Origin of the sequence: Kribbia dieselivorans NBRC 106261 (assembly GCF_001552435.1) — a bacterium.
Taxonomy (GTDB): Bacteria; Actinomycetota; Actinomycetes; order Actinomycetales; family Dermatophilaceae; genus Kribbia; species Kribbia dieselivorans.
The window spans coordinates 1-10,518 of the sequence record NZ_BCRE01000188.1; the positions used below are offsets into that span (position 1 = coordinate 1).

Consider the following 10,518-nt stretch of genomic DNA (forward strand, 5'->3'; position numbering starts at 1 on the left):
GGTCAGGCGGAACCGCGCTCCGGCGCCCGGCTCGCCCCACGCCTGCAGCCAGCCGTGATGGAGGCGGGCGTCCTCGAGCGAGATGGCCAGGCCCAGCCCGGTACCGCCGGTCGTGCGGTTGCGGGCGGGATCGGCGCGCCAGAAGCGGTTGAACGCCAACGTCGCCTCGCCCGGCTTGAGGCCGACACCGAAGTCGCGCACGACGACCGCCACGGCCTCGGTGTTGACCCCGATCATGACGTCGACGCCGCGACCCTCACTGTGCTCGATCGCGTTGACGACGAGGTTGCGCAGCACCCGCTCGATGCGCCGGGCGTCGACGCGGGCGGTGGCGGGTTCGTCGGGCCGGTGCACCGTGACGGCCGTTTCGCGGGCCTGCGCGATGGATTCGGTGGCCTCGACCACGCGGGTAGCGATGGCGGTGATGTCGACGAGGTCGGATTCGAGACTGGCCGCGCCGGCGTCGAAGCGGCTGATCTCGAGCAGGTCCGCCAGCAGGGCCTCGAACCGATCGAGTTCGTCGTTGAGCAGCTCGGCGGCCCGCTGGGTGCCCTCGGGGAACTCCTCACGCTGAGCGTGGATGAGGTCGGCGGCCATCCGGATCGTCGTCAGCGGGGTGCGCAGTTCGTGCGAGACGTCGGAGACGAATCGTTGCTGCACCCTCGAGACGTTCTCGAGCGTGCGGATCTGGGTCTGCAGGTTGTCGGCCATCTCGTTGAACGACTTGCCGAGCAGGGCGATGTCATCGGTGCCGCGTGCGGCCATCCGCTCGTTGAGTTCGCCCGAGGAGATGCGCTCGGCCACCTGGGCGGTGCGACGCACCGGCGCGACGACCTGCCGGGCCACGACCCACGCCACCGCCGAGACGAGCAGCACGAGCATGATGGCGCCCAGGAGGTAGGAACGCGTGACGACCCCGAGCATCTGTTGCTCGCGGTCCATGGGGTAGGTGACGTAGAGGTCGTACTGCCCGGCGATCGGCACCGACAACTGCTGGCCGACCATGACCCCGGCCACCGTGGGGCGTTGCAGGCGCCACCAGTTCGCCCCCGACGGGGAGGAGACGAGATCGGCCGGCACCTCCACCAACGTCGACTGTTGACGGCGGGGGTCGTCGGCGACGGCGTTGCGCAGGGCCTCGGGCACGGTCGCGGCAGGGAAGCCGCGGGTGGCGTAGCTGTCGATACGGACGGTGTTCCGGTTGTCGCGTGAGGCCATGACGACGACGAATCGCTGGGCGTCCGACGGCCCCGGCTCGAGGGACTTGATGACGTCGGCGACCTGCAGGGAGAGCTGCGCGCGCGGGTCCTCCGTCTGCAGTTGGTCGAGATCGGCCTGCGCGCGGTCGGCGAGGACCTGGGTCTGCTGGAGTGCCTCGGTGACCCGATCCTCCTGCAGACCCCGAGCCACCTCGCGGTACATCAGACCGCTGACGCCACTGACGACGAGCAGACCGAGGATCAGCGTGGTCGTGACGACGCGGAACTGCAGGGAGCGCCGCCACGCCGCGTCCAACCCCGAGGGAAGCCGTCGCAGTGGTCCGAACGGATCGGCGGCGAGGCGACGCCACCACGACGACATGCTCAGGCCGGCCCCGCCTTGTACCCGACGCCACGCACGGTCACGACGAACCGCGGGTTCTCCGGGTCGTGCTCGATCTTCGAGCGCAGCCGCTGCACGTGCACGTTGACCAGACGGGTGTCACCGGCGTGCCGGTAACCCCACACCTGCTCGAGGAGCTCCTCGCGGGAGAAGACCTGCCACGGCTTGCGGGCCAGGGCGACGAGCAGGTCGAACTCGAGCGGGGTCAGCGACAGCGTCTCGTCGCCGCGCCGGACACTGTGACCGGCCACGTCGATGCTCAGGTCACCGATCGCCAGACGCTCGGGCTCCGGCTCGTCACCGCGACGGAGGCGAGCGCGGATGCGGGCGATGAGCTCCTGCGGCTTGAACGGCTTCTGGACGTAGTCGTCGGCCCCGGACTCCAACCCGACGACGATGTCGACGGTGTCGGTGCGCGCCGTGAGCATGACGATCGGCACACCGGACTCGGCACGGATGCGGCGACAGATCTCCATGCCGTCCATGCCCGGGAGCATGACGTCGAGGAGGACCAGGTCGGGCTTGGACTCGCGGAAGGCACCCAGCGCCTCGGCGCCGTCGGCGACGTGGGTGACGTCCAGGCCCTCATTGCGCAGCACGATGCCGAGCATCTCGGCCAAGGCGGCGTCATCGTCGACGACGAGGACTCGTCCCTTCACGTCTCCACTCCTTCACAGCGGTTCAGCGGTGTCTGTCGGCCAGTTTCCCACAGGCTGCCCGGATCGCCCCGCCGGTACCCGGCTCCGGGCGTGCCGAAGCACGACACGAGGGCGGGTAGATTGCCCACGTGCCCACCTCTGCCCCTCCGAGCGCTCCGCCACGTCCTCGGATCGTCGTGTTCGGGCGAGAGGTGCATTGGCCGGCCCGGTTCGGCGATCCGACCGCGTCGTGGGTGACTCCGGTCGCCATCTACGTCGCCACGCGCATCATGGCGGCGGTCTTCCTCATCCAGGGCGCCAGCCGACAGATCGCGATGACCGAGACGACGGCCGCGTACACGGTCAAGTTCCCCACCCCGGCCAACCCCGGTTACTGGACCGTGACCCACAACTGGGACGGCCAGTGGTACAAATCGATCGCCCTGAACGGGTATCCGCTGCATCTGCCGATGGTCGGCGACACCGTGCAACAGAACGAGTGGGCCTTCTATCCGCTGTTCCCGGGGCTCGTGCGGGCGATCATGGAGCTGTCCGCCGGTCGCATCGGGTTCAACGTCGCCGCTCCCCTGCTGGCCACGCTGTGCGGCGGCGTGGCGATGATCGTCCTGCACCGCATGCTGCTCGAGACAGCCGGCCGGTTCGTCGCCGCCGCCACGGTGCTGTGCGTGTGCCTCTACGCTGCGGCACCGATCATGCAGGTCGCCTACACCGAGTCGATGGCGATGATGTTCATCACCCTGGTGCTCTACCAGCTGCGGGTGCGCAACTACGCCTTCGCGGCGGCCCTGTCGGTGCCGCTGTCCCTGACCCGCGGCATCGCGCCGGCCATGGCCATCGCAATGGGCCTGTATTGGCTGCTGCGGTGGTGGCACCGCAAGGACCGCGCGTTCGAGCGCGTCGAGCAGGTCAAACTCGCCGCCCTCACCCTCTTCGTCGGTGCTCTGTCCGGGGTGTGGCCCCTGATCGTCGACATGGTCACCGGGCACCAGAACGCCTTCCTCGAGACCCAGCGGGCATGGAAGGTCAACGCCGACCGGGCGCTGTTCAACAACTGGTGGCAGCGCATCGAGGTGTACTACGGCCCGATCGCGGCGACGCTGATCATGGCGGCCGTGCTGCCGCTGCTCATCGTGCTGTTCCGCAAGGCGACGCGGGTGTGGGGGCTCGAGCTGCGCGCCTGGGCCCTGGCGTACGCGATCTACCTGTTCCTCGTCACCTCGCCCGGGTCGAGCACGGTGCGTTTCGTGCTGCTCATCCTCGCCCCGCTCTGGCCGTTCCCCGATCCGGTGCCGCACGGGCCGGAGGAGATGGCCCACCGCCGCCGGCGGATCGTGATCCTCGTGATCCTGTCCGGCATCGGCATCGTGGCGCAGTACCTGTTCATCACCGAGGTCTTCACCCTGCCGGTGCCGCCGGGCAGCGGGCGCCCCTACCCGTGATCGGCACCCTCACGAACGCGCCGAGGGAACAATCGGGGCGACCCAACTCCGCGTTGGGTCGCCCCGATTGTTCCCTCGGCGGTGGGCCGGTGGGTCAGTAGCGGTAGTGCTCCGGCTTGTACGGGCCGGCGACGTCGACGCCGATGTACTCCGCCTGGTCCTTGTCGAGCTCGGTCAGCTTCACGCCGAGTGCGTCGAGGTGCAGGCGTGCGACCTTCTCGTCGAGAATCTTCGGCAGGACCGCCACGGTCGGGTTGCCCTCCTCGTCGACGTACTCGTCGGCCTTCTCGAACATCTCGATCTGCGCGATCGTCTGGTTCGTGAAGGAGTTCGACATGACGAAGCTCGGGTGCCCGGTGGCGTTGCCGAGATTCATCAGGCGGCCCTCGGAGAGGACGATGATCGACGATCCGGCGTTCTCACCCTCGGTGAAGGTCCACTCGTGCACCTGCGCCTTGATCTCGGTCTTGACGACGCCGGGCACCTTCGCCAGACCAGCCATGTCGATCTCGTTGTCGAAGTGCCCGATGTTGGACACGATCGCCTTGTTCTTCATGGCCAGCATGTGCTCGGTACGGATGACATCGAAGTTGCCGGTCGTGGTGACGAAGATGTCGCCGATCGGCGCGGCCTCCTCGAGCGTGGTCACCTGGAAGCCCTCCATCGCCGCCTGCAGCGCGCAGATCGGGTCGATCTCCGTGACGATGACGCGCGCGCCCTGGCCGGCCAGCGCCTGCGCGCAGCCCTTGCCGACGTCGCCGTAGCCGCACACGACCGCGACCTTGCCGCCGATGAGCACGTCGGTGGCGCGGTTGAGTCCGTCGATGAGCGAGTGGCGGGTGCCGTACTTGTTGTCGAACTTGCTCTTGGTCACCGCATCGTTGACGTTGATGCCGGGGAAGAGCAGGTTGCCGGCCTCCGCCAGCTGGTAGAGGCGCATGACGCCGGTCGTGGTCTCCTCGGTGACGCCCTTGATGTGCTGGCCCGCGACGGTCCACTTCGTCGGGTCCTCGGCGATGGTGCGGCGCACGAGCTCCTTGAACACGGCGAACTCCTCGGAGTCCTCATCCGTGGTCGGCGGCACCTGTCCGGCGGCCTCCCACTCGGTGCCCTTGTGCACGAGCATCGTCGCGTCGCCCCCGTCATCGAGGATGAGGTTGGCGTGGATCGGCGCTCCGGTCTCGTCGGTGCCCCACGTGAGGATCTCGTTGGTGCAGTCCCAGTACTCGGTCAGCGTCTCGCCCTTCCAGGCGAACACCGGCACGCCCGCGGGGGCCTGAGGAGTCCCGTCGCGGCCGACGACAATGGCCGCGGCCGCCTCGTCCTGGGTGGAGAAGATGTTGCACGACGCCCACCGGACCTGCGCCCCGAGGTCGACGAGCGTCTCGATGAGCACGGCCGTCTGCACGGTCATGTGCAGCGAACCGGCGATCCGGGCGCCGGCCAGCGGCTGCGCCTCGCGGTACTCGGCCCGCAGCGCCATGAGGCCGGGCATCTCGTGCTCGGCCAGACGGATCTGGTGGCGGCCGGCTTCGGCCAGGGACAGGTCGCGGACGTTGTAGTCGAAGGTCACGATCGAGCAGTCTAGGCCGCGGTGGTGCGAATGTCCGGTTCGAGGTAGATGACCAGCGTCAACTCCGGGACGGCCGCACGGGCCCGTTGCTCCGCGGCGTTGATCGCGGCGGCGATCTGCTCGGCGGTCGCTCCGGGCTCGACGCCGACCTTGGCCGCGACGAGCAACTCCTCCGGGCCCAGGTGCAGGGTCTTGATGTGGATGATGTCGTCGACCCTGTCGGTGCTGGTGATGGCCGCCCGGATCGCGTCGTTGTGCTCGGGCGTGGCCGACTCACCGATGAGCAGCCCGCGCATCTCGTAGGCGAGCACGGCGGCCACGGCGACGAGCAGCAGACCGATCATCGCGGTGCCGGCGGCGTCCCAGTAGCCGTTGCCGGTGAGCAGGGTCATCCCGACACCGAGGAGCGCGAAGACCAGACCCAGCAGCGCCGCGAGGTCCTCCAGCAAGACGACCGGCAGTTCGGGCGCCTTGGCCGTGGTGATGAACTGCTTCCACGAGCGGGCACCGCGCGCCTTGTCGCTCTCGATGATCGCGGTGCGGAACGAGAAGGACTCCATGATGATCGCAATGACCAGGACCGCGATCGGGATCCACCACCACCGACCCAGGTCGGCCACGTGACCGGCCCGCACCTCGTGGAACTTGTGGTACGCCTCGTAGAGGGCGAAGAGGCCACCGAGGCTGAACAGCACGATGGACACGACGAACGCATACACGTACCGCGCTCGCCCGTACCCGAACGGGTGCTTCTCGTTCGCCCCCCGCTTGGCGGCGCGGCCGCCGAGGAGCAGCAGCAGTTGGTTGCCGGTGTCGGCGACCGAGTGGATCGCTTCGGCGAGCATCGAGGCCGCCGCACCACCGGTGATGAAGTAGGCCGCGAACTTGGTCACGGCGATCCCCGCGTTGGCCAGCATTGCGGCCACGACGGCCTTGGTTCCACCCTCAGTCGACATGGGAGAAAAGGTATGGCACGGCGCTCCGTTGCGCGCGTCGTGGCACGCGGGATGAGACCGGGTTTCGCCGTCAGCGCGGGTCGAGCCGGGTGCCGGCCGTGACGTCGAGCCCGAGCAGCGCATTCTCGACGACCTCGGCCAGGGCCGGGTGGATCCAGTACTGCCCGCGGGCGACGTCGTGGACGTGCTGGTCGAACTCCATCGCGTGGATCAACGTCTGGATCAGTGACGAGGCCGTCGGGCCGATGATGTGTGCCCCGAGCAACCGGCCGGTCGCACGATCGGCGATGAGCTTGACCAGTCCGGTGGTGTCCTCCAGCGCCCATCCGTACGCGGTGTCGCCGTACTGCTGCACCTTGATGGCGAGGTCGAGGCCGGTCTCGTGCGCCTGCGCCTCCGTCAACCCGACCGACGCGATCTCGGGGTGGGTGAAGACCGCCGAGGGGATGTTGGCCACGGCGAAGGAGCGCAGATCGTCCGGGTGCACGAGGTTGTGCGCGACGACGCGGGCCTGCTGGTTGGCGACGTGCTTGAGTTGCACCGGCGTGCACACGTCCCCCAGGGCCCACACGCCCGGCGCGGAGGTGCGCCCGTGGGCATCGACGAGCACGTACCCGTCCTCATCGACGTCCACTCCCCCGATGGCCGCCGCCAGATCGGCGCTGCTGGGCTCACGCCCGGTGGCGACGAGCACGATGTCGACGTCGAGGTGCGCGATCTCGTCCTCGGTGCGGCCGGCCACGGCCGAGTCGCCCACGGCGCCGGAGGACAGCGTGGCCCGGATGCGCGGACCGTTGGCGGTCTGCTCCCCGGTCGGCTCCAGCGCCGTGACGCGGGTGTACGGCCGCACGTCCCACGCCCGCTCGGCGTACTGCGTGAAGACCGCTCGGATGTCGTCGTCCTGGGCCCGCAGCATCGTGTGGCTGCGGTTGACGATCGTGACCCGCACCCCGAGCGAGCCGAAGACGTGCGCGAACTCCGCGGCGATGTACCCGCCACCGACGATGAGCATCGACGCCGGCAGGGCGTCCAACCGCATGACGGTATCGGAGGTGTGCACGGGCAGGCCCGCGGCCGCGGCGGCGGCCAGCGGTTCGGGCAGCGTCGGGTGGCTGCCCGTGGCGATGACGATCTGGTCTCCGCTCACCTCGGTCTGCGATCCGTCCGCGGTCGTGACCATGAGGGCGCGCTCGCCGACGAAGCGGGCGCGGCCCTCGTAGAGCGTGGTGTGGTCACCGTCGCGGCGGTAGGCCTTGCCACCTGCGGAGATCGGGTCGATCCGCCCGAAGACCCGGTCGCGAATGTCAGGCCACCGCACGGCGTCGAGGGTCGCGTCGACACCGAGGCGCGCGGCATCGTCGACCGCCAGGGCGGCCTCGCCGGCGCGCACGAGCATCTTCGTCGGAATGCACCCGACGTTGAGGCAGGTGCCGCCGAAGGTCGGGTTCGACTCGATGATCGCCACACTGCGCCCCTCGAAGTCGGGGGTGACGAGGGAGTTGCCGCTGCCGCTGCCGATGATGACGAGGTCGTGGTGGGTCACGCGGGCCAGCCTACGACCCGCGCGACCTCAGGCCTGGCGCGCCTCGTCGACGAGCAGAACCGGGATGCCGTCGTCGATGCGGTACGCCAGCGCGCACTGCGTGCACACGAGTTCCGGAGCGCCGTTCAGCCCGGTGGCGTCGCGCAGGTCACCGCGGCAGGCCGGGCAGCGCAGGATCTCGCGCAGCCACGGCTCAAGGTTCGCCGCCGCTGCAACCGGCGCAACTGCCGCAGCTGGCGCAGCCGCTGCAACCGGGGCGGCAGCCTCAGCCGGCTCGGTCGTCTGCGCCTGCGGAGCCCGCACGATGGCCAGCACCGCATCCCGGATCCGCTCCATCGTCGCGAGGTCACCGGCCTCGGCGTTCAGACGCAGCAGCGGCTCGGTGTTCGACGGCCGTAGGTTGAACCACCACATCGGGGCGGCATCCGAGCCGGCGAAGGTGGCCGTCAACCCGTCGACCTCGTCGATCTGCGCTCCCTGCGCCTGCGCCCACGCCTTGACCCGGGCGGTGACGGCGGGCACGTCGGCGACGGTCGAATTGATCTCACCCGAGGCCGGGTACCGATCGAACGCGCCGATCAGCTGCGACAGCGTGCCCTGTTGCTCGCCGAGCGCGGCCAGCACGTGCATCGCCGCGAGCATGCCGGTGTCGGCGAACCAGAAGTCGCGGAAGTAATAGTGCGCCGAGTGCTCCCCGCCGAAGACAGCCTGGTGCTGGGCCATCGTCGCCTTGACGAAGGAGTGCCCCACCCGGGTGCGCACCGCGGTCGCGCCGGCCTCGGCGATGACCTCGGGTACGGCCGCAGACGTGATGACGTTGTGCACGATCGACACGTCGGCGGCGTTCTTCCCGGCGGCGACCTCGCGGGCGATCTCCCGGGTCGCGACGAGCCCGGTGATGGCCGAGGCCGACACGGCCCGCCCCTGCTCGTCGACGGCGAAACAGCGGTCGGCGTCACCGTCGAAGGCCAACCCGAGGTCAGCGCCGTGCTCGAGCACCGCGGCCTGCAGGTCGACGATGTTTGCCGGGTCGAGCGGGTTGGCCTCGTGGTTGGGGAACGTGCCGTCGAGTTCGAAGTACAGCGGGATGATCTCCAGCGGCAGGTCCGCCAGCCCGGCGGCCGTGCCCAGGACGGCCGGGACGGTCAGCCCGCCCATGCCGTTGCCGGCATCCACGACGACCTTGAGCGGTCGCGAGCCGGACAGGTCGACCAGCGACCGGAGGAAGGCCGCGTAATCGGCGAGCGTCGAACGCTCCTCGAGCCCACCGCGCTCCGTCGCGACGTCGTGATCGGCGGCGTCGAGCCACTGCTGGGCGACGTCCTTGATCTGGAACAGGCCCGAGTCCTGGCCGACCGGGCGGGCGCCGGCGCGGCACAACTTGATGCCGTTGTACTGGGCCGGGTTGTGCGAGGCGGTGAACATCGCTCCGGGCAGGTTCAACATGCCGGAGGCGTGATACAGCCCGTCGGTCGAGCACAGCCCGATGAGGATGGCGCCGACGCCGCGGTCACGTACGCCCTCGGCGAAGGCGCGGGACAACTCCGGCGAGGAGGGGCGCATGTCGTGGCCGATGACGACCTGCTCCGCACCCTCGGGGATGGCCACCACCTCGGCGAAGGCCGCGCCCAACACCCGGCAGACCTCGGGGTTGAGTTGGTCCGGGACCGTGCCTCGCACGTCGTAGGCCTTGATGAAGGCGCTCAAGTCGATTCGCGTCACAGGGCGAGGCTAATATGCGCCGCCGACAATCGCGGACCGGGCGCGCACTTCGCCCCCGGCGCACCGGAGCCCCGTGGGCTCAGTCCTCGGAGTCGCGCAGCACCCGTAGGTGGCCGCGTCGTCCCGTCTCGCGCACCCCGGCCGGAGCGCCGAACACGGTGGTGTGGCGCTCGGGCTGGGCCGAAGAGGTGACCGGTGCCTGGGCCTGCGCATCCTCGCGGGCCTGGTCGGCGTTGGCGCGGCGCACGACATTGGCCAGGGCCAGCAGGTCGTCCTGGGTCTCCGGCGGGGTGAGGTCGCCGGCCAGACGCACCAACTCCCACCCTCGCGGGGCGATGCTCCGCTCGCAATGCTCGGTGCAGAGGTCGTAACTGTGGGGCTCGGCGAACGTCGAGAGCGGCCCGATCACGCACGTCGAATCGGCGTAGACATACGTCAGGGTGGCCACCGCAGCAGCGGAGCACGCATTTCGCGAACACGTTCGGGACACACTCACACCCGAAAGAGTAGGGCACGACGCCGACAACGGTGACGCCGTCCACGGGTGCACCGGCGGAGTGCGTAGCATCGGGAGCATGTCCGGCCTGCTCCCCAGCGGTTCCTCCCGCACCCAGTCGAGGCAGGTCCGTCGCCGCGATCGGCACGGCCGTGGCGTGCGCGGTCCCCTGGCGTGGCCGCCCGTTCCGGCGATGGTCACGCGGCGCGAGGCCTTCGACGAACTGGTCATCGACGCCGCGACCCGCCTCCAGCGCCATCTCGGCGAACCGGGCAGCGTGCAGTTCGCGGTCGAGGACGTCCCCCCGAGCGACCCGGCGGTCTGGGAACGCAATGTCGTGGCGCTGAGCCGCCTCTTCCCCGGTGGGCGGGGGGTGCCACCGCGGATCGTCGTGTATCGCCGTCCGTTGGAGGCGCGCGCCGCGGACCCAAGCGACCTGCCGCACATGGTGCACCACGTCCTCCTCGAACAGGTCGCCGCGCTGTTGGGCGTCGACCCGGACGACCTCGAGCCGGGCACCGGCGACCT

9 protein-coding genes and 1 pseudogene are annotated in these 10,518 nt (G+C 69.8%); 2 read left to right on the forward strand and 8 right to left on the reverse strand.

Translation table 11 applies throughout. From position 1 onward, the window contains the following. Both mtrB and mtrA read right to left on the reverse strand, forming a co-directional pair. On the reverse strand, positions 1 to 1,581 hold a 1,581-nt coding region (mtrB, locus tag KD1_RS13785), incomplete at its 3' end, for an MtrAB system histidine kinase MtrB (protein ID WP_068402853.1). Between the two features lie 2 nt (positions 1,582 to 1,583). After that, entirely contained in the window at positions 1,584 to 2,261 is a 678-nt protein-coding gene (mtrA, locus tag KD1_RS13790; RefSeq protein ID WP_068402855.1) for an MtrAB system response regulator MtrA, read from the reverse strand. 128 nt (positions 2,262 to 2,389) lie between these two features. On the opposite strand from mtrA, the gene KD1_RS13795 reads away from it, so the two are divergent. After that, positions 2,390 to 3,700 carry a putative hexosyltransferase gene (locus KD1_RS13795; protein WP_157073363.1) on the forward strand — a complete coding sequence of 437 codons (1,311 nt, stop codon included), beginning with the start codon at positions 2,390 to 2,392 and terminating at the stop codon, positions 3,698 to 3,700. A 94-nt stretch (positions 3,701 to 3,794) separates the two neighbouring features. On the opposite strand, the gene ahcY is transcribed toward KD1_RS13795, so the two are convergent. The 6 genes and pseudogenes from ahcY to KD1_RS13820 all read right to left on the reverse strand — a co-directional run bounded on the left by ahcY (position 3,795) and on the right by KD1_RS13820 (position 9,990). Next, on the reverse strand, positions 3,795 to 5,273 hold the full coding sequence (ahcY, locus tag KD1_RS13800; protein ID WP_068402861.1) for an adenosylhomocysteinase: 1,479 nt from the start codon (positions 5,271 to 5,273) through the stop codon (positions 3,795 to 3,797). An 11-nt stretch (positions 5,274 to 5,284) separates the two neighbouring features. Continuing rightward, positions 5,285 to 6,229: a cation diffusion facilitator family transporter gene (locus KD1_RS13805; RefSeq protein WP_068402863.1), complete on the reverse strand. Its 945-nt coding sequence runs from the start codon at positions 6,227 to 6,229 to the stop codon at positions 5,285 to 5,287. Between the two features lie 70 nt (positions 6,230 to 6,299). Then, positions 6,300 to 7,772 (reverse strand): mycothione reductase, encoded by a 1,473-nt coding sequence (locus tag KD1_RS13810; protein WP_068402865.1) that lies wholly within the window; start codon positions 7,770 to 7,772, stop codon positions 6,300 to 6,302. Positions 7,773 to 7,799: 27 nt separating this feature from the next. Next, positions 7,800 to 8,087 (reverse strand): Trm112 family protein, encoded by a 288-nt coding sequence (locus KD1_RS17690; RefSeq protein WP_370670763.1) that lies wholly within the window; start codon positions 8,085 to 8,087, stop codon positions 7,800 to 7,802. Continuing rightward, a pseudogene (locus KD1_RS13815) lies at positions 8,070 to 9,494 on the reverse strand (phosphomannomutase/phosphoglucomutase); the annotation flags it as partial. The pseudogene KD1_RS13815 and the gene KD1_RS17690, both read right to left, overlap by 18 nt. A gap of 79 nt (positions 9,495 to 9,573) precedes the next feature. After that, positions 9,574 to 9,990, reverse strand: a complete 417-nt coding sequence (locus KD1_RS13820) for a DUF3499 domain-containing protein (RefSeq protein WP_068402867.1) — start codon at positions 9,988 to 9,990, stop codon at positions 9,574 to 9,576. A gap of 79 nt (positions 9,991 to 10,069) precedes the next feature. On the opposite strand from KD1_RS13820, the gene KD1_RS13825 reads away from it, so the two are divergent. Beyond that, positions 10,070 to 10,518: metallopeptidase family protein (locus KD1_RS13825; RefSeq protein WP_083542486.1), on the forward strand; the 449-nt coding region annotated here is incomplete at its 3' end.